Origin of the sequence: Vagococcus silagei, from assembly GCF_004795745.1 — a bacterium.
Classification (GTDB): Bacteria; Bacillota; Bacilli; order Lactobacillales; family Vagococcaceae; genus Vagococcus; species Vagococcus silagei.
The window spans coordinates 38174-58561 of sequence record NZ_SDGV01000007.1 but is presented as its reverse complement, the minus strand read 5'-3'; the positions used below and the strand labels follow the sequence as shown (position 1 = coordinate 58561).

The 20388-nt window shown below is 35.7% G+C and carries 15 protein-coding genes; 5 read left to right on the top strand and 10 right to left on the bottom strand.

The features are described from left to right. Nucleotides 1-7 precede the first annotated feature (7 nt). The 6 genes from ESZ54_RS03335 to ESZ54_RS03310 all read right to left on the bottom strand — a co-directional run bounded on the left by ESZ54_RS03335 (nt 8) and on the right by ESZ54_RS03310 (nt 11513). Nucleotides 8-1333, bottom strand: a complete 1326-nt coding sequence (locus ESZ54_RS03335) for a DRTGG domain-containing protein (RefSeq protein WP_136136263.1) — start codon at nt 1331-1333, stop codon at nt 8-10. A 192-nt stretch (nt 1334-1525) separates the two neighbouring features. Next, nucleotides 1526-3199 (bottom strand): ribonuclease J, encoded by a 1674-nt coding sequence (locus tag ESZ54_RS03330; protein ID WP_136136262.1) that lies wholly within the window; start codon nt 3197-3199, stop codon nt 1526-1528. A gap of 183 nt (nt 3200-3382) precedes the next feature. Next, complete coding sequence (locus ESZ54_RS03325; RefSeq protein ID WP_136136261.1) at nt 3383-3889, bottom strand: ECF transporter S component; 507 nt, start codon at nt 3887-3889, stop codon at nt 3383-3385. A 98-nt stretch (nt 3890-3987) separates the two neighbouring features. Continuing rightward, on the bottom strand, nt 3988-7191 hold the full coding sequence (locus tag ESZ54_RS03320) for a DEAD/DEAH box helicase (RefSeq protein WP_136136260.1): 3204 nt from the start codon (nt 7189-7191) through the stop codon (nt 3988-3990). A gap of 11 nt (nt 7192-7202) precedes the next feature. Continuing rightward, on the bottom strand, nt 7203-10358 hold the full coding sequence (locus ESZ54_RS03315; protein ID WP_136136259.1) for an AAA family ATPase: 3156 nt from the start codon (nt 10356-10358) through the stop codon (nt 7203-7205). Nucleotides 10359-10367: 9 nt separating this feature from the next. Then, nucleotides 10368-11513 (bottom strand): exonuclease SbcCD subunit D, encoded by a 1146-nt coding sequence (locus tag ESZ54_RS03310; RefSeq protein ID WP_136136258.1) that lies wholly within the window; start codon nt 11511-11513, stop codon nt 10368-10370. A gap of 308 nt (nt 11514-11821) precedes the next feature. Here ESZ54_RS03310 and ESZ54_RS03305 point away from each other — a divergent pair, with 308 nt between their 5' ends. Next, the gene (locus ESZ54_RS03305) at nt 11822-13087 is read left to right on the top strand and encodes a RidA family protein (RefSeq protein WP_136136257.1); all 1266 of its coding nucleotides are present in this window, start codon (nt 11822-11824) and stop codon (nt 13085-13087) included. 292 nt (nt 13088-13379) lie between these two features. Further along, complete coding sequence (gene typA, locus ESZ54_RS03300) at nt 13380-15152, top strand: translational GTPase TypA (protein WP_136136288.1); 1773 nt, start codon at nt 13380-13382, stop codon at nt 15150-15152. 232 nt (nt 15153-15384) lie between these two features. Here typA and ESZ54_RS03295 read toward each other — a convergent pair whose 3' ends face one another. Together ESZ54_RS03295 and ESZ54_RS03290 are read right to left on the bottom strand one after the other, a co-directional pair. After that, on the bottom strand, nt 15385-15603 hold the full coding sequence (locus ESZ54_RS03295; RefSeq protein WP_136136256.1) for a hypothetical protein: 219 nt from the start codon (nt 15601-15603) through the stop codon (nt 15385-15387). Between the two features lie 101 nt (nt 15604-15704). Next, a complete protein-coding gene (locus ESZ54_RS03290) occupies nt 15705-15905 on the bottom strand; it encodes a hypothetical protein (RefSeq protein WP_136136255.1) in 201 nt (66 codons plus the stop codon). 140 nt (nt 15906-16045) lie between these two features. Between ESZ54_RS03290 and ESZ54_RS03285 the strand changes: the two genes are divergently transcribed. Then, the gene (locus ESZ54_RS03285; RefSeq protein WP_136136254.1) at nt 16046-17311 is read left to right on the top strand and encodes a S41 family peptidase; all 1266 of its coding nucleotides are present in this window, start codon (nt 16046-16048) and stop codon (nt 17309-17311) included. A 98-nt stretch (nt 17312-17409) separates the two neighbouring features. On the opposite strand, the gene ESZ54_RS03280 is transcribed toward ESZ54_RS03285, so the two are convergent. After that, nucleotides 17410-18075 (bottom strand): helix-turn-helix domain-containing protein, encoded by a 666-nt coding sequence (locus ESZ54_RS03280; RefSeq protein WP_239433734.1) that lies wholly within the window; start codon nt 18073-18075, stop codon nt 17410-17412. 460 nt (nt 18076-18535) lie between these two features. Further along, nucleotides 18536-19171 (bottom strand): lysophospholipid acyltransferase family protein, encoded by a 636-nt coding sequence (locus ESZ54_RS03275; protein WP_136136252.1) that lies wholly within the window; start codon nt 19169-19171, stop codon nt 18536-18538. Between the two features lie 118 nt (nt 19172-19289). Here ESZ54_RS03275 and ESZ54_RS03270 point away from each other — a divergent pair, with 118 nt between their 5' ends. Further along, a complete protein-coding gene (locus ESZ54_RS03270) occupies nt 19290-20060 on the top strand; it encodes a tRNA1(Val) (adenine(37)-N6)-methyltransferase (RefSeq protein WP_239433733.1) in 771 nt (256 codons plus the stop codon). Further along, entirely contained in the window at nt 20050-20325 is a 276-nt protein-coding gene (locus ESZ54_RS03265) for a GIY-YIG nuclease family protein (RefSeq protein ID WP_136136251.1), read from the top strand. The genes ESZ54_RS03270 and ESZ54_RS03265 overlap by 11 nt, the downstream gene beginning before the upstream one ends. The last annotated feature ends 63 nt before the right edge of the window (nt 20326-20388 follow it).

Sequence of the window (20388 nt, the reverse complement as noted above, 5' to 3'; positions counted from 1 at the left end):
TCATCCTTTACGATTGCTCCATCAATTGACAGATAACAACAGCTTTCGCTACTGCCACATTATCAATTAATAGATCAATTTCAAGTTTGGCAGATCGACGTCCAAAATCAATCACAGTTGGTCGGACATCAATCATGCTATCCATTTGAATTAATTTAAAATAATACAAACTACTTTGTTCAATCACCGAATTACTTTTATGTTTAATCATCATCACACGATGTGTCACATGAGCAATCAGTTGATTTAGGACACCATAAGCAAGTGTTCCCATACTGTTCACCATTTGTGGAGCAACATTAAACATAAAGTTTGGTAACTCTGATTTATCACTTGGTTCTTTTTCATATATTTCAGCTGAAATTTGATCAGCTAATGTATTCGCAATCACTGGTTGCTTCTGTGAAATTTGCAAAGTTTGCATCACATCTTGACGCGAAATAATTCCAATTAAGGTTAAGTCATCTTCGACAACCGGAATAATTTCAATCCCATCCCAAATCATCAAATGACCAATACTTGCAACACTCATATGTTTTTTTGCTTGGCGCGGATTTTTGGTCATCACTTTTTCAAGTAGTTGTGTGGATGACTTACCCGTCACATCTTTTAGTGTGACAATTCCTAATAAACGATTCGATTTATTCACAACTGGAAAACGGGTATGTCCTGTTTCTTCAGACAAGTAATAATAGTCTTCTACAGTGTCTTTAACAATTAAATAATTGGTTCGTTCTAAAGGAATCATGATATCGCCAACCATTGCGATATCTTTTTTAATCATTTGATCACTCATCGCGCGGTTAATAATTGTCGCGACAGTAAATGTATCATACGACGTGCGAATAATTGGCATCTCTAAAGTATCTGCCAATCTCGAAATATCATGCGACACATCAAAACCACCGGTTAAAAGAACGGCAGCACCATTTTCTAATGCTAAACGTTGTACTTCTTCACGGTTACCAACAATCATTAATGAGCCCGGCGTAATATAGCGTTTAATGCTATTTTTGGTCATCGCACCAATGATGAATTTATCAAGTATTTTTTCTAAGCCATTACTTCCTGCAATCACTTCACCTTCGATAATTTCGGCAACTGCACCAAAGGAAAGTTTTTCAATATGTTCACGGACTTTCTTTTCAATCCGAATTGTACCCACTCTTTGAATTGTCGAAACTAAGCCAACATTTTCAGCTTCTTTAATCGCACGATAAGCTGTTCCTTCACTGACTTGAAGGTCCTTTGCGATTCCTCGAACTGAAATTCTTTCACCCACTGGCAATGTTTCTATATATTCAAGAATCTGATCATGTTTTGTTACTGCCATTTTTCACCCAACTCTCAAATATAGTCTCTAGATGTTTTATCGCTAATAGTTTAACATGTGGTCACTAAAAAAGACACTTAAACTCCTTTTAAGACCACTGCCAATCACTTCACGCGGCATAAAAACCTGAAGCAACAGGTTTCATCCAACTGCCTCAGGTTTTCACTAGTTTTAAGAAAACACTGTTTTGTTTTATTTTTTCTTTTGACTGGCTTCCATAATAACAGGAAGGATCACCGGACGACGTTTTGTTTGTTCATAGAGATGTCGACTCAATTGATCACGGATTTCTTGTTTTAAAACGCCCCAATCAAATTCTTTTTTCTCTAAATTTTCTAAAACGACTGTTTCAACAATTGTTTCACTTTCTTTGATCAAATCAGTACTTGTTTTAAGGTAAACAAAACCGCGAGACGTAATTCTTGGTTTTGAAATAATTTTCTTTTGACGACGGCTAATTGTGACTGCCACAATGAAGATGCCATCTTCAGATAAAATACGACGATCACGTAAGACGATATTACCAATATCACCGACACCCAAACCATCAATTAAGATGTTATCCGCATCAGTACTACCAGTCATTCTTAGACGACCCTTTTCGAATTCTAAAATATCCCCACGACCTGTGATAAAGATATTTTTAAACGGAATCCCAACTTCATGTGCTAAATCAGCATGCGCTGCAAGGACACGATACTCTCCTTGAATAGGGATAAAGTATTTCGGTTTCATTAAATTAAGCATCAATTTAAGATCATTTTGATTACCATGACCTGAAACTGACATATTATCAGAAATGGTCTTCACAGTACCACCAGCGCGATAAATCATATCTTCTGTTTTCGCAACAGTTGTTTCCATCGCACTTGAAGGTGATGTTGTGATATAAACTAAATCATCCTCTTGAATGCGAATCGTACGATGACGACGGCTTGACATACGTTGTAATGATTTCAATGGTTCACCACTACGACCTGTTTCTAAAATTAATAAATCAGTCGGATCATATTTTTGCATTTCTTTTTCTTTAATAAAAAGATTTTCATCAGGAACTGTTAACTTCTCTAAACGAATTGCTGTTTTAACAATTTGTTCAACATCTTTTCCTGTTAGCAATACTTTACGCTCAGAATGAGCAGCTGCATCTAAGACTTGCTGAATACGTTGAATATTACTTGCAACACAAGCTACGATGATGCGGCCTTCCCAATAACGTAATGTATCAAACACTTCTTCTGTAATTTGATTTTCAGACGCAATCAATTTATCACTTTCCGCATTAGCAGAATCGCTTAAAAGAGCTAAAACTCCTTCTTTACCAATATCCGCTAAACGTGCAAAATCAGTTTGATAAAGTGAACTTGCACTTTGATCAAATTTAAAATCACCGGTATAGACAATATTGCCCCGATCTGTTTTAATCGCAATCCCAACTGAATCTGGAATCGTATGCGTTGTTTTAAAGAAACTAATTGTCGCTTTACCAAACTCAATTTCAGTTCGTTCATTAATAACATGGAAATCATTAAATTTCTTTGTATTTGGGTAATTTTTGACATTTAATTTAGCCAATTCAATTGTTAATTCCGTTCCGAACACTGGAACGTCGATTTGTTCTAATAAATATGGCAATGCGCCGATCGCATCGGCATGACCATGACTTAAGAATACACCAGCGATTTTATCCTTATTTTCCATTAAATAAGAAAAATCAGGTATAACCATATCAATACCTAATTGATCACCTTCTGGGTATTTTAATCCACAATCTAAAATAAAAATTTCATCCTCAACTTCGACAACGTAGATACTTTTACCGTTTTCTCTAACGCCACCTAATGGGACTATTTTCACTTGACTCACTAATTATCCACCTCTTTTATTCTTTCTCTATATTATTCATCTTATCTACAAAAAGGCTGATGACTCCGTTTCTGTATGAAAGGTTGTCATTAGTCCTCGCAAAAAATTCTTGCTCATTTCACTGGAACTAACTCAGGTCTATTTTAGCATAAATAAGTTAAAATTTCTCTTTATAGCGTCAAGTCATTTATTCAATTTGAACTTTTCTGTTAATTTTGTTTTATCTAAAGAATTAACTAAAACAAGTGTTGTAATCATTCCACAAACAGTTTGCGCAATGTTACCTGGTAATGAGGCCAAAGCTGCTGTCCACGTGTAAAGGATCCAATTGGCAAAGAAATAGCCAATCACCATTACAATCGATGCAATAGATAAACCAATAATTTTATTCCATAGCGAATTCTGATGTTTAATTCTCCCTGCAATATAGCCTTGGGCACCATGAATAATTAGAGAAAAAATCATCCATTGAGGATAACCCAAAATCAAATCCAATAAAAGCCCACTTGCCGCGCCAACAAATAACCCCGCCGGTCCACCTAATAGCAAAGCCGCAGTATAAATGCCCACTTCCAATAAATTAAAATAACCATTACTTGCTGGTATTGGAATATGAACTATCAAACCCAAAACAACCGACAAAGCAGTCAAAACACCCAACAACGGCATCTTTTCTCGAATAATCCCCATAACCATCCCTCTTTTCTCGTTTTTAAAAGCATATCACTTTTTCAAAAAAAATAAACCTCCATCCGTCAAACTTACACGAAGGAGGCTTAATATTTTAATTATTCACCAAGATCTAAAATCATTCGCAAATCAGTCATTGATAATTGTGACAGTGGACGAATGTCCTCAGAATCAATTACTTGGCTAAAGAGTTCTTTTTTATTATGTTGTAACAAATTCATTTTTTCTTCGATTGTTCCTTCTGCCATCAAACGGAACACTTCTACTTTCTTCGTTTGTCCCATTCGATGCGCTCGTCCAGTAGCTTGATCTTCTACAGCCGGATTCCACCATAAATCGTAAAGAATGACAGTGTCTGCTCCGGTTAAATTCAAACCAGTACCACCCGCTTTAAGTGAGATTAAAAAGACATCCTTTTCACCGCGATTAAAGCGTTCCACCATCTCTTGACGTTTTTCAATTGGTGTATTACCTCGTAAGTAAAACGTCTCAATATCCTCTTTAGCTAAAGCATCCTCTAAAATAGTGAGCATACTTGTAAATTGTGAGAATAGTAAAATCTTACGGCCATTTGTTTTAGCACTCTTGATAATATCCAGTGCTTGATTCATTTTTCCAGATTCGCCTTCATAGTCAGACAAGAATAGATTTGGATGGCAACAAATTTGACGTAAGCGTGTTAAACCAGCCAAAATTGATAATTTGTTGCGGTTAAATGTACCATCATCCATCGAAACTACTTGTTCTTGCATTTGTTTTAAGTAGGCAAGATAAATTGTTTTTTGTTCTTCAGTCAAATCACTATATAAATCAGTCTCAATTTTATCTGGTAAATCTTTCAAGACTGTTTTCTTATCACGACGTAAAATGAAAGGTTGAATCATTAATGCGATTGTTTCTGTTGGTAGTTTACGATAACGACGCAGTGGTGGGAAAAATCCTGGCATAATCATTTGGAAAATTGACCATAAATCATCTAAACGATTTTCTACAGGCGTTCCGCTCAAAGCAAAGTGACGATTGGCTTTAATTCCTTCAATTGCTTGGAATGTTTTAGTTGCCGCATTTTTAACCATCTGAGCCTCATCCAAAACAATACTTGAAAAATGATATTGACGATATAAATCCTCATCTTGACGCGCTGTTGTATAAGAAGTAATTAATATATCGACATCATCTTTTAGTTGCTCTGTTCGCTCTTCTTTCGTGCCGGAAATGATTCTCGACGTCAATGACGGCGCAAATTTATTGATTTCAATCTGCCAATTATAAAGTAAACTCGCTGGTGCAATAATTAAAGCTGGCTCTTTCAACTTGCCTTCTTCTTTTTCAGATAACAAATAAGTAATCATCTGCAATGTTTTACCTAACCCCATATCATCTGCTAAAACGCCACCAAAATTATAATGAGATAACATTTTTAACCATTTAAAACCAACTCTTTGATATTCACGTAACTCGGCATGCAAGCCCTTTGGTTCTTCAACTGGAAATGCTTCTGGCTGTGACAAATCACTAATTAAATTATCAAAATTCGCAGAGGTTTCCACATTGTCCATATTATGAATCACATGCTCGACCATTAAACTACGATGCTTCGGAATGCTGAGTTGTCCTTTATTTATCTTAATGTCTTTACGTAATTGTTGAATCGCTAAACTAACTTCCTTGAATTCAGGGCTATCCAACATTAATAATTGACCATTATTTAGCTGATGATACTCTTCTTGTTTCATCAAACTGACTAAAACGTCATTGACCTCTGTATCATCAATAGCTGTAATATCAAATTGAATATCTAACCATGATCCTTCATCTAAAATACTAAGTTTTGGCTCATAATGCTCTTCTTCATCATAAATTTCAGCGACTTCATTAGACAATGTCACTTCAGTGTATTGCTTCAATAGCGGCACTTCTTCTTTGAAGAATAAATAAAGTTCTTCACCCTCTGGAAATTTACGATAAAAGGCTGTTTGGCGTTTAACAAAATGGAAATGTTCTAATATTTTTTCAATCTGTAACTCTTGGACTTGATCTCGTATGACACGCGCTTTTTTCGATTGCGAAGTCGTAGCTTTGGGATCCGTTGAAAAAACGTAATCGCCATAACAATAGTCCACGCGAATCGCAAGTTGCGTATCATCACGAATCACATATAATTTAGCTTCCAACGGTACACGTAATAATTCCGCACTAAGTGTTTCACTGACATTAACTATACCGATACTTCTTAAATTCGGTAGAATATAAGAAAACAATTGACCCACCATTTGATCCGTAAAAAGAATCTCTGGTGTCGTTGTCCGTTTTAACAATTGACGGAGCAATTCGTAACGTTCTACTTGGTGTTTATTTAATTCATAAATCGAATGAGCACCAATAATCCAGCTATAGTTTGCCAAATAAACAAGCTCTGGTTGACGAATCGTTAATTTATAATCTTTAATTCCTACAGGTGTCACATTAAAAGAAATAGGTAATGTTGTTTCTTTAAAGATTAACGTTTCTTTCTTTTCCTTGTCCATTTCAAAATGCAAACGTTGCTCATCAACAAGTGTTTCGATAAAATATTTAGCATCCTTTTGATCTAAAATCAAAAAGCGTTTATTAATCTTACCTTGCTGTTGCACACCATTTGGCGCTAACAATGACATGTTCTGATGAATCGCCAATAATTGATTTAATAATTTCACATTACGGTCTGAGAAGGAATTATCTGTAATTGTAAAAGAACGATCAGTCATTTGATAGACTCCATTTGCAAGATAACAGTCTAGAAACTCACCAATATTTCGCACAATATACGTCCGTTCACGCGTACCACGACGACCAATTTTTAAATATAAACCAATCAAAGATTGTTCTGGATGATAGGATAACGGTTCAACGACTTCCAAATGCCATTCCAAAACCAAGCGATCGCCAACTAATAAGTCTTTTGAAATTGTATCTTCTTGCAATCTAGCAAAACTTCGTGAAAAAATAAGGGCTTGTGAGGGAGCTTGATATTGATCTTTTGCCACAACTTTTTTCTTAATGTAACGATTTTGGCCTTGATCGCGTAGCGCCAGCTCAACTGAGACTGTGTGCTTACAAAAACCATGTTGTTGCCAATAGATACATTGGCAGACATCTTCCTCTTTTGCTGTTCCATCAAGTTCAATATGAAAAACTTCTTCACCTAAAACTTCAGCATACCAAACTTGTTGTTCTTCATTCTTGCTAATTGAGACCACGCGGCCCGCCTTAGCATACTCTCTACCTTCTTCAACAATTTTTTCTGGAATTGACCATTTCATAGACTCACCTCCTAAGTAAACTCTAAAATTTCACGTACCTGGCTAGTACCATCTTGATTTGTCATCACTTGTAGTTGCTGTGGAATACGTTCTTGTAATTCCTTAACGTGTGAAATCAAACCAATTAAGCGACCATCGCCTTTAATTTTTTCTAATGATTTCATTGCGATTTCCAATGTTTCCTCGTCTAAAGAACCAAAACCTTCATCAATAAACATGGCTTCAATACGGACACCACCTGAAATCTGCTGAATCACTTCAGCTAAGGCAAGCGCTAATGATAATGACGCCATAAAACTTTCGCCACCACTCAGCGTGTTGACACCTCTAGCTGAACCAACATGACCATCAAAAATATCCATTTCAAGTCCAGTATCTTTTTTAAATGTCCCTTGGCTCTCACGAATTTTCAAATAGTACCGACCATTTGAAAGATCAAGTAGCTTCTGATTAGCGACTGCAATAATCTTTTTCAAATAGATCTGTAAACAATAGCGTTCAATGCTTAGCTTACTTTGACCATCACCATTCATCACATTTGAGAGCAATGTCAATTCTGTTAAAGCTTCTAGTTGTGTTTTTATTTTGGCTTCTTTTTGTTTAATTTCACTCACAAGTGCTTCATTGTTTTGCACAGTTAGTTTTAAAGCAACAACCTTTTCTTGTAAATTGGTTTTTTCTGTCGTCAAAATTTCTGTTTGTTCTAGACTCAACGCAAGATCGCCTTCAGGTTGTTCAGCTAGTTCAGCCGCTAATTGCTTAGCTAATTCATTAGTCGCATACACTGCTTTAGCATAATCTTCATAGTCTGTTTTTAATTGTTCGATTTGAGCAATCTTGGTTTTTTCAGCATCAAACTCAACTAACGTGACTTGCTGTTCAGCTAATTGCGTTAATAATTTTTCTTGACGCTCTGCAAATTTACTTGTCGTTTGTTCGATTTGCTTATCCAAAGCACTTAATCGTCCTTTGACTGTCGCAAGTTGCTCTTGTGCCTTGTTTTCTTGTTGTGTTGTTTTCTCAAAGTCTTGCTTCCACTCTAACACAATCGCTTCCATCTGTATCTTCTCAGCTCTCACTTCAGCAATACTTTGCCATTTTTCCGGAATTTGTTTATGTATATTTTCAAACATCGTCACAACTTGCTGTTCTTTTAACCGTAATTCTTGTTGTTCTTCTTGCAATATCTGCTCTTGAGCAACCAAATCAGTTTGCGCTTTTTTTAAGCCCTCTAACGTCTCACTCGCTAACTTACATGCGCTAAGCTCTGTTTCGGCTTGTGTCAGTAACTTTTCAACTTGCAACTGTTGTTCAGTGGTCTTTTTAATAAGCACATCAGGGGTTGTATCTTGTCCAACCTTGAAAAACGACTGCGCATGCTGAATTAATAATGTCCATCGTTGCTCTTTTTCATTGCTACTCACTTGACACTCTTGCTCTAAATACTGCGCCTCTTGCTCTTTCAATGCTAAGTGTTCTTTAGCCAGATGATAGTTTTTTTCATCTTGCTCCAAAACTACTTCGAGTTGTTGCAACTCTTCTAGACTCAAAGCACTCTGAGAATGCGCTGGATTTGGGTGATCAAGTGCGCCACATAAGGGACAAGGTTCATCCGGTAAGAGTGACGTACTCAAACGTGCGATTTGTTCTTTAGCCCACTGATTTTTAGTTTGTTTAAAAGCCTCTAAAGAAGTCTTTACCTGTTCGGATAAGATAACTGAATCTTCTTTAATTTGCTGACGTTTTGACAATAATTGATCTAATTTGGAAGTAAATGTATGATACTCTGTTTGTTCAACACTTAGTTGTTGGATGGCAGTCATTTGTGTTTGTAATTGATAATTCTTTTCTTGCCATTCCTCTTTTTGCTCAGCTAACTTTTGTAATCGTGCTATCTCTGCTTGATTCTTGGCCACTTGTTCTCTTTGTGTTTCTAAGGTCTGTTTCACCTTTTCTAGACTTGTTTCAACTGTTACTTGTTGTTTAATTAGCTCTGTTTTTTCCTCAAAAAGAGGTAAAACGGTCTCAATTTGACGCAACTCATCTTCAGACTGTTGTACTAATTGTTGCTCATTTTGCAATCTATCTTTTCTCATTTTTAATTCTGCGAGGTTTTGTTCAATTAATAGTCGTTCTTTTTCTAATTGTTGTTTTTCATCAGTCAGTTGAGACAATTCTTGTTCTAAATTTAAAACTTCCTCATGCAGCGGCAGGCTTGCTTTTAATTTATCAAGTCTAACAACGGTCTCCTGTTTCAAAGTCATCTCTTGCGCTTGATCATCTAGTTGTTGTTTACTCTCTAAATTCAAGGCTGCTTTTTCCTGAAGATTTTGTCTATTCTTTAAACGTGTGACTTCTTTTTGAGCCTGCTCCCATTTTTGTTCTAAATTTTGTTGTTGCTTCATTAATTCATCCAATTCACGCAAATATTCTTTTTCTTGAAGGGCGTAAAAATTCAAGTGATCCGAAAGGGTGTCACCCGCACGTTGTTCTTGGTCAAATGACTCACTAAACACAAGTTGCTCTGCCAAGAGTTCTAAATGCTCTTGCGCTCTGCCTAAATCCTTACTCTGTTCTTTTTTTCGGAGTAAGACATTTTCCGCAATCTGTTGATAAAAATGAGTATCAAAAAGTTTTCTTAATATTTTCTCTTTGTCATTACTATCTGACATTAAAAAACGTTTAAAATCACCCTGCGGTAACATAATAATTTGTGAGAATTGTTGTTCATTTAACTGCAATAGCTCTTCAATTTTAGCTCTCACTTGTGTTTGTTTAATCAGTTGCTCAATTTCCACACCGTTTTCGTCAAAGACCGTCAACGTTACTGTTGCTGTTTGGGTTGTCACACCCGTTGCTCTTTTTTTAGCCAATACTTGTTCTGGTTTTCGTTCAATGACGTATGTCTCTTTGTTATATTTAAAAGTAAAAATGACCGACGTTACATCGTGAATCGTCGCAAAATTTGATCGCATATCTTTTCCCGCACGATCGTCACCTGACGTTACACCATATAATGCATAACTCATCCCATCAAAAATTGAGGTTTTTCCTGCACCTGTTTTTCCTGTAATTAAAAACAGGCCATTCGCATAAAAATCAGCAAATTCAACGATTGTTTTTTGATAGGGACCAAAATAATTTAACTCTAAGCGCAAAGGTTGCATTTACTCATCTCAACTTTCTTTAGTTTCTTCTAAAATAGCTTGTTCTAACCAAGCTTGTTGCTTTTCACTTAAAGGTTCTGACATGACTTCTTGATAATAACTTTGAACCAACTGTGTCGTATCTAATTCTTTAATCGTTTCTTCTTGTAAGATTCGCGAACTGGTTTGTTGTGTCTTTAAAGCTGCAAGTTCCAGTTGAATTAAGCGCGGATAAATCTCACGCAGTTGTCCAATCGCATTATCAATCACAGTCTGGTCTTCTAAAACAATACCTGTATAGGCTTCACGGTCTGTTTTTTGATAACTTTCGGGTTGACACAATGCTGCAAAATTTCCCGTAATTTTTTGCACGTCACGTAACGGTTTAATCGCAATAAAACGACTCGTAACAGGTTGTGCCTTATCTTCTGGAATATCAACAATTCTAAAGCCTTTCTCTTGATTCATTTCACTTAAAGAATATTTTAATAACGAGCCACTGTACTTCACTTTTTCACCATGTTTTAAGGCATCTTGATAATGTAAATGACCTAAGGCAACATAATCAAAGGCAGTAAAGGTGTCTTGTGTAACGTTTGCTAATCCGCCCACTTCAAGTGTTGTTTCTGACTCTTCTTTCGTTGAACCTGCTACAAAAAAGTGACTGACAAGCAGTTGTCGTTTTGATGAATCAAAGTTTTCGCTCATCTTTTCGACCATTAACTGAACACCTGTTTGAATATCGCGAATTGACTCATCGCCAAAATACTCACGTGCATGAAAAGGTTCGAAATAGGGTAGCAAAAAGAGTTGTAAATCTTGAAACTCAATCGGTGAGCTAGCTTCTTCGATTTTTGTCGTCAAGTAAAATTGATTAGGCTGCATCCATGGTGAACCGACATTCAAACGTGTGGGACTATCATGATTTCCTGAGATTGCAAAAACAGGAAAACGATGTTCCAAATTTAATTTAATCAACATATCCTGTAGCACTTTAACAGATTCAGCAGATGGATTAGACCGATCATATAAATCACCCGCAATAACGATTGCCGCTACTTCTTCTTTGAGTGCTACTTCTAACAATTGTGAAAAGGCATCTTGTTGTTCTTCCAATAACGAAAAACCATTAAATTTACGACCGATATGCCAATCCGCTGTATGTAGAATTTTCATCTTGCTCCTCCTAAAATTGCTCTTCTCACTATTATATCAAATATTTAAAGTTCTCGTCAGATTTCTCACTAATCATACAAACAATCCGACTTTGTTAAAAAGGTTTTTAGAAGCTTGTCTCATTTAAAATAACACCCATCAGATTATTTAATCCGTTTATTTTGTAAAAAATTGAGAAAACACGAAAATAAAATGTAGAATAAAAAGCGTTTTGAACATCGAAATAAAGCGATTGACAACCTTTTCAATATAGACTACACTTTTTCTAAATGTATAAATAAAAAAACTAAGAAGAGGTATATTAAATTATGACTACAGATAATGTTGTATTAGCACGAAACACAGACAATGCACCAAAAAGTGCATTACATTCACAAACAGTTGCGTTTTCGCACTATAATAACTTTTCAGCACAATTACCAATCGATCCTAAAACTGGCGATTTAGTAGCTGGCGGAATCAAAGCACAAGCTGAACAAAGTTTCAATAACATTAAAGCAATCGTAGAAAGTATCGATCACTCTATGAACGATATCATCCGTATTTCAATTTTCATGACTGACATGAAACAATTAGAAATCGTAAATGACGTTTACCGTTCATTCTTTACCAGCTACTTACCAGCATTAACTGTTGTTGCTGTTGACGCTTTACCAATGGGTGCTGACATCCAAGTTGAAGCATTATTATCAAATGGCGAAGGTACTATTCCAAATGCACCTCAAGCTGGCGATTTAATTAAATTAACTAACCACACATGTGAAGCACCTGCTAATGCTATTTCAACACAAACAGTTGCATTCTCTCACTACAATAATATTTCAGCACAATTACCAATCGATCCTAAAACTGGTCGCGTTGTAACTGGCTGTATTAAAAAACAAACTGCTCAAGCATTAAGAAATATCAAAACAATCTTAGAAAGCATTGATGTACCAATCGATGACGTTGTAAAAGTAACAATCTTCCTTAAAGATTTAGCTAATACAGCTGCAGTTGATAAAGTTTACTCAACTGTTTTCCCAGATTCAGGTATTGCACGTGCTGTTGGTTATGTACCAGCTCGTACAGTTGTAGCAGTTAAAGATTTACCAATGGGTGCTGACGTTCAAATCGAAGCTGTTGTATCACACGGCGACGGAACTCCACCACAAGCAATCGAAGATCGTCATGGTTTAATCATCGAAGCTAACAACACTGATAAAGTTGCCATCAACAAATTAGCAACTCAAACAGTAGCATTCTCTCACTACAACAATATCTCTGCGCAATTGCCAGTCGATGCAGCAGGTAACATGGTTGCTGGTGGAATCAAGGAACAAACTGAACAAGTCTTAAACAACATCAAAGCTATCATCGAAAGCGTTGATCACGTAATGGAAGACATGGTTAAAGTAAACATCTTCCTTAAAGACTTAAGCGACTTAGATGCTGTTAACGAAGTTTATGCTAAATTCTTCCCTAACGGTACTCCAGCTCGTCGTGTTGTTGGTGTTTCTGAATTACCAAACAATGCTTTAATCCAAATTGATGCAATTGCTGGTAACGCTGAAGGAACTCCTCCAATCGTTTAATCAACAAAATAGCTCAAGCCCTCAGATTTTTCTGAGGGCTTTTTTCTTAAATATCTTTAAATAAAACCACCTTAAAGTTGACACAAATCCATTCTCTTGTTAGACTGCTAGCGATATAACTTAAGGAGGGATAACATGAATTTCTATGCAACACGAATTGAAATCATGGTGCCACCGTTTCCAGAAGAAGGATGTTTTTTTCGCCCCAATAAGTAACAAGGAGAGATAAAAAATGGAAAAAAACATCCTTCATGATCCAATTAAAACAAATAATGGAAACATGAGTGAAGCCATGACAACTAAACGCAATGTTGCGATCATCGCTCATGTGGATCATGGAAAAACAAGTTTAGTGAATCAATTAATCAAAGAAACAAGCCAAGAAGCCAAACAAAACAATAAAAACCAAGGCTTAGACTCGAACGAATTAGAAAAAGAACGCGGCATAACAATTCTGGCTAAAGCAACGTCACTCGTTCACAACGGGACAACAATCAATATCGTAGATACACCTGGTCACGCTGATTTCGGTGGCGAAGTCGAACGGATTATGGGAATGGTCGATGGTGTTATTTTAGTCATTGATGCTTTTGAAGGTCCCATGCCACAAACACGCTTCGTTTTAGAAAAAGCTCTAGCATACAAGTTGCCAATCATGACCATAATCAATAAAATTGATCGACCAGGTGCTGAACCAGAATATGCTGTTGATGCACTCCTTGATCTTTTAATTGAACTTGGTGTCAGTGACACACAATTGGATTTTCCAATTGTTTATACCTCAGCAGTCAATGGAACTTCTAGTTTAGAATCAGATCTACAAACACAAGAAAAAACAATGAAACCTGTATTAGATACCATCGTGGAACGTATGCCGAGTCCTACAACTGAAACAGGCGATTTTCAATTTCAAATTGCCCTTGTTGACTATGATAATTACTTAGGTCAAGTAGCAATTGGACGTGTTTTCCGTGGCAGTATCAAATCAGGTGAAACAGTCGCCCTTGTCCAATTGAATGGACAAATTAAACGCTTTAGAATCAGCCAACTCTTTGTTTTTCAGGAGTTAGAACGTGTACCTGTCGCTGAAGCTCAAGCTGGTGATATTGTCGCGATTACAGGTTACTCTGAAATGACCGTTGGTGAAACCATCACCACAATTGAAACACCAGAATCTTTACCAATCATTGATGTCCAAGAACCTACGATGCAAATGCTGTTTTCAATCAATGATTCACCATTTGCTGGGCAAGATGGCTCAATGCTAACCATGCGTAAAATCGAAGAGCGTTTATTAAGAGAACTTAAACAAGATGTCTCTTTAAAAATGGTCGCGACTGATTCACCCAATAAATGGTTGCTCTATGGACGTGGCGAATTACACTTTTCAATTTTAATTGAAAAAATGCGTCGGGAAGGCTTTGAATTTCAAGTTTCCAGTGCTAGCGTTTTAGAGAAAAAACAGGATGGAAAGATATTAGAACCTTTCGAGCTGGTAATGGCTCGTACAGCAGAAATTTATGCTGGCTCTGTCATCGAAACACTTAGCAATCGTGGTGGTCTATTAAAAGAAATGCAAACGAAAGACCAACAAACTTATCTAACTTTCTCAATCCCAACCCGTGGAATGATTGGTTACTTGACTGAATTTTTATCGATAACCAAAGGAACAGGTCTCTTACATCAACAATTTGATGCATACTATCCACTAAAAAAACAAAAATTTCTTTCTCGAAAAACAGGCTCATTACTATCAAAATATACTGGTTTAGTCACAACTTACGGACTAGAAAATATTGAAGACCGTGGCACATTATTCGTGAACGCAGGGGACAAAGTTTACGAAGGTATGGTTATCGGTGAACATCACCAACCAAGCGATTTGGAAGTAAATATCACACGGAAAAGACAGCTTAACAATATGCATTCCGCAACAAAGGAAGCCACATATGTCTTAAGATCGACTAAACAAATGACCTTAGAAGAATCCATGTCCTTTATTAAGCAAGATGAATGTTGCGAAGTTACGCCTCTTGCAATTCGTTTAAGAAAATATACACTCTAAAATTTTAATCATAGGCATGAGCCATCAATAAATATACCCGCTCACGAACAGTCCAATTTTGATTGTTTGTGAGCGGGTTTTTTGTGGACATTTTATGATTTGGGTTAACAGGTATAAAGAGCCGAAATTCAGCACTAAATCAAATCTTCAATAGAATTTATTCTATTAATTTTAACTAATAAAAAAAGCCACTCTTTTTTTGAGTGACTCTTAAATCTATAGTATTTTTATGTTATAACGTTTCATTTCTTTTATTTTTTTGTTCTTCGACGACTGCACCCATATGATCAAATTTTGTTGCTGAGCCATTTAAACCACTGCCTGCTCCGCCACCACCAAATTTTGTATTAACCATCTCGCCCCAACCTTGAGCTGGCTCTTTACCCTTTTTACGTAATTCATCATTTTTGATACGAATCTTTTCTGATTTTAATAGCTTCTCTTTTGCCATAAAAATCCCTCCATCGCTTTTGATTTATTATAGCATGTCTGTAAGATTATACAAAATAATATCACGTTTAATGAACTTCTTTTGTATTCACTTATAAAGCATTAATATTTTTGCTTCATAATTTTTTCCGCACATTCCAAACAAAGAATCGGCGCATTTTGATATTCCAAAGCTTTAATTGCTTTATCTTGAAATGCATTTGCTTGCGGCGGAAATTGCCATTTGGTCCAGCATTGTTCACCTGATTCAATTTTTTTATGGCAGTGATTACATTGAAATTTCTTTAAGTTTTGATCAAACAACACATTCCATCCTTTCCCAAAAAAAATTTTCTATTCTCTAACTCTCAATCTATCAAATGGCCAAGGAAATTACTACCAAATACCATCTTTCAACGCTATTATGGTAAAATTTTAATTAAATAGAAACGAGGAGTGAGCAAATGTATCACAAAATGATGATGGATATCGCTAGTATTTATTTTGAAGGTCGTTCACTATTCCCCTATTGGGATGATGAATTATTAGAAAAATGGAAAATAAACTACGTAACAGTCTTAAATAAAATTAATGAACAAACGACACTTACCGAATTCTACTGCATTATAAAAAAATGGGTGGCAATTCTAAATGATGGGCATACATTGATCTACCTTCCTGAAGAAATCAAACAACAAGGAAAATTCCTACCTATCGAACTCACACTAATTGAAGATGAACTTGTGATTTGTAGTGCACTCCCAGAATATAAAAATTTAACTTTTTTACCTATCAAAAAAATATACAATCTTACGACTGAGGATTTCATCAATGAAGTAAGCGCTCATTTTTGGAAATCAAATCTTAATGTTTCGTTGACAAATTTTCAGAACCATCCTTCTTTTTTATTCCCTGATGATTCTTTTTGGATTGAATTTAAAGATGGTATCACTAAAAAAGTAAACTTACTTGAACAGCCGGTCAATTTTGATGCTGCATTGGTCTCACCCATTCTTATGAATCATAAAAATCTGTCTGTCAGTGAGGCCATAGACATTTACATTATTGAAAATAAAGCCCTCATCAAAATAAAAAATTTTATGACACCAGAAGTTGTGACCGAATTCTATCGCACGATGCCGTTGTTAGAACAAGTAGACGAAGTCCTTTTTGATATACGCAAAAATTTTGGTGGCAACTCTGGCTTTGCCAATGAAATTGCCCAAGCTTTTTTTGACGGTCCCATGAAAACTGAAAAAAGTGAAGTGCAAAATTTTAATGCTCAAGTATACGCTAGTGCCACACAACTCTTTTTTAACCGATTAGAGCTTAATAAGGACACGCAGATATTCTATGATGCTTTGCAATATCAAACCTTAATCACTGAACAAGAAGATGATTTCTATCCTGATAGAGCCGGACTTTTAAGTGATACACCAGTTAAAATCATAATGGATGATCAAACTTACTCTTCCTCAGAAAATTTCGTGATGATTTTTGACAATGTCCAACGTGCATCACTCATTGGTAGCACGACAGCTGGTTCAACTGGACAGCCTGCATTAATAAAATTAGAAACAGGTGGCGTATTTATGGTAACAGCTAAAAAAGTTGCTTATCCAAATGGCACTGAACATCATAATATTGGGATTAAACCCGACATCGAAATGCTAAGAAAAATTGTTGATCAAAATAATGATGTGATCTTAACTAACCTTCTCTTAAAATAGTAACGAATAACCTAAAACACCCAACAGCCTGTCTTCAATCCGACTAGCTATTAGGTGTTTTTCTTATAGAGTGCATTGAAAACTATTCATCAGGCTTCCTATTTTTTCCAAATTACTTTTTCTGGAAAACTTTGTGTTAACTCAAAATTAGTAAAGCCGTCAACTTCTCGAGTATCATAATAGGTAAGGACAATCTTTTCGATTTGATCGATATAATGATGATCACTCTGTAACTTTTCATTTAAAGAGAAAATGAATTCGTTTGTATTACCTATTAACTGTGGTTTTTTATGGATCATGACGTACATCATTTTATTTTTTACAACAGTATCCACAAAAGCAACCGATTCATAAGGTTTCAGTTTAACCTTACCTTTTATTTCTGTTTCTTTATTTAAATTTTTAGTGGATAATTCTATTTGTTCAACATCATTTAGTGGGACAATACTCAAATGATTGCCTTTATAAGTAATCCATGATAACAACAAAATAATGACTATTAAAGGTATTGATACTAATAATAATATTTTTTTTAGATTGCGTCCCCTATGAATATCCTGATTCATAGCTTTAACCATTTCCGATTCCTCCAATAACAAATTGTCTAAAGATAAATCGAATAATTTAGCTAATAAAATCAAACTTTCGATATCAGGTTTTGTTTTATCATTTTCCCAATTCGAAATTGTTTTATTTGATACAAAAATTTTTTCAGCTAGTTCTTCTTGGGTTAACTGGTACTCCTTTCGTTTCTCTTTTAACATTTCACTTATCTCCATTTATCTTCACCTGCAATTTACTATTTTTAAGTTACTTTCTCCATCCATCTTATTGCTTATCCACATTTTTGTCATTAGAAAATAATTTCAAATGTTGATTTGACAAGGTTTACAGCCTGGAACATCTCGATAAATCTGTTGTTAAAAGTCATACTCCTTATCCTTTTTTTATTCATTCGTATCCATGAAACTCGCTTAAACAAAAAATCATCAACAAATCTCAAAAAAAGATTGCTGATGATTTTTGTATTTATATGAATTATCGATGGATAGTACAAGATGAGTGGGAATTCATAGACTCGTCTTACTATTCAGCCCAAAACGCTCACTCAACCACCTTTTTTATTGGGGCGACGTGAGCTGGGCTTCAGCATTAAGCCAATCCCGGTAATCAGACAAAAACCGTCTGTTTACCGAGCTCGTCTTACTGTTCAGCCCAAAACGCTCACTCAACCACCTTTTTCTCTGGTCTTACGTAGACGAAGTCTGGGTTGATTTCTTTATCTAATTTATCAAAGGCTTCTTGCATGCGTCTTTCAACTTCTGCGATGCCTTCTTTATCCATTTTTTTAATATCTGAAATATCAATTGGTTCACCATATTTAACGGTAACGCGTTTTTTAGTCCAAAGTTTCCAGAATGTTAATGGGCCTTGGAAAACGGCTGGTACAATTTTTTTGCGTGACATTTTACTAACTAGTGCTGCGCCACCTTTTAATTCATCTGAATAGCGACTACCACTTGGAAAAATCATCACACTTAAATCAGTATTTTTTAACGTTCTAACCGGTGTTTTGATAACACTTGGTCCAGGATTATCGCGATCAACAGGAAATGCATTACACTTCACTAAAATAAAGCGTAAAATTGGATTTTCAAACAATTCTTTTTTAGCCATAAATGAAAAACGTCGAGGCATCGCTCCCAATGCAAAAAACATAGGTTCATACCAAGTACGGTGTGGGCCAACTAAGACATAATTCTCTTCCTTCGGTAAATTTTCTTTCCCCTCAAAATGGGTATTTGTATTAATTAAAACAACTAAAAAGCCTACTAGGCCTACAATAAATGTATAAAACATATTTTCACCCTTTACAATCTCATTTCGTTACAAGTATGCCCAAAAACAAGATAAGTTGCAAGTATTTTGTAATGCTTAAACATGCTTTTTGAAATTTTTTTGCTATAATAATAAAATAATGACGAATGGAAGGAAATCAAGATTTATGACTGAAAATTTACTGCCTGGCGAACGCGTTGATCAGCTACTGGCACAAAACATACAAATCATCCAAAGTCCACAAGTCTTTTCGTTTTCTTTAGACGCTGTGCTTTTGGCGCATTTTGCCTCGATTCCTAAAAAAGGAAAAATTGTTGACTTTTGTACAGGTAATGGTGCAATTGCTCTTTTTATGCAACCACGTACCACAGCACATATTACAGGGCTTGAGATTCAAGAACGTCTGGCTGATATGGCACAACGAAGTGTGACAATGAATGACTTTAACGAGCAAATCGAAATCATTCATACAGATGTGAATGACGCCTTTGATTACTTAAAGCATGATTCAATTGACTTTATCACTTGTAATCCACCTTATTTCAAAGAACAACCTAAAAGTAAGAAAAACCCCAATCCACATTTAGCCATTGCACGACACGAAATCCATTTTAACTTGGAAGACTTATTTTCAGTCGGTTCTAAGCTTTTAAAAATGAATGGTAAAATTGCGATTGTTCATCGACCAGACAGACTGATTGATATTTTAGATACAATGCGCGCTCATCGGATTGCACCTAAACGAATTCAATTCGTTTATCCCAAAAAGGACCGTGAAGTAAACATTGTCCTTGTTGAAGGAATCAAAGATGGTAAAACAGATGGTTTACGCATTTTACCTCCATTGTATGTCTATGATGACCAAGACAATTATTTACCTGAAATTAAGGCACTACTCCATGGCGAATAATATTGAAGCTTATTTTTACGTATTAAAGTGTCGTGACAATACCTTTTACGCTGGCTATACAACTAACTTAGAGCAACGGGTGCAAACACACAACGCTGGTAAAGGGGCCAAATATACACGTGTTAAATCTAGACGACCTGTTTCACTCATTCATTCAGAAAGATTTTCATCTAAAAGTGAAGCGATGAAAGCTGAGTACGCCTTTAAACAGCTCACGCGACCACAAAAAGAAGCCTACCTCAAACAAAATAAATGCGAAATTTAACGAACAGTACCCGTTAAGATAATGTATAATTAAAGTAATCAACTTTGCATAGAAAGGAGAGCT